Below are 546 nucleotides of genomic sequence, written 5' to 3'. Positions count from 1 at the left end.
CGGCATCCCGTGTACCCCGTTTTACCCGCACCCGTTGTACGGGAACCCGGTCTATCAGGGCGGCGGCTGTCGGGTGCAGCCCTGTCCCGTCGCCGAAGAATGCGTGCGCGATGCATTCTGGCTGCCGCACCGCGTGCTGATGGCCGACGACGAGGGCATCGTGGAGCTGGCCTCTCTCATCCGGTCGCTACGGCGGCCGGGCCACGTTCATGTCTGAGGTTGTAACCGTCGAGCAGATTCGCGCAGCCGCCGGCCGCATTCGAGGTCTCGCACATCGGACTCCGGTGATGACTTCGCGGAGTTTCGACGCCCGGGCGGGAGTGCGGGCGTTCTTCAAGTGCGAGAACTTCCAGCGGGGCGGCTCGTTCAAAATCCGCGGCGCGGCGAATTTCCTGCACTCTCTTTCCCCGGAGCAGTTGCGCCGGGGCGTGGTCGCTTACTCGTCGGGAAACCACGCGCAGGCGGTGGCCATCGCCGCCCGGTCGCTGGACGTTCCGGCCACGTTAGTGATGCCGGAGGACGCCCCGCGCTCCAAGCTCGAGGCTA

General features: G+C 67.0%; 2 protein-coding genes. Both read left to right on the top strand.

What is annotated here, in order from left to right; translation table 11 throughout:
- A partial coding sequence (locus tag NZU74_20810; protein ID MCS6883766.1) for a DegT/DnrJ/EryC1/StrS family aminotransferase occupies positions 1–217 on the top strand: 217 nt, incomplete at its 5' end.
- The coding region (locus NZU74_20805) for a pyridoxal-phosphate dependent enzyme (GenBank protein ID MCS6883765.1) at positions 210–546 on the top strand (337 nt) is incomplete at its 3' end. The genes NZU74_20810 and NZU74_20805, both read left to right, overlap by 8 nt.

It is taken from the genome of Chloroflexaceae bacterium (genome assembly GCA_025057155.1).
Lineage (GTDB): Bacteria > Chloroflexota > Chloroflexia > Chloroflexales > Chloroflexaceae > JACAEO01.
The sequence above is the reverse complement of the archived record's forward strand: the minus strand, read 5'-3'. Positions and strand labels throughout refer to the sequence as shown.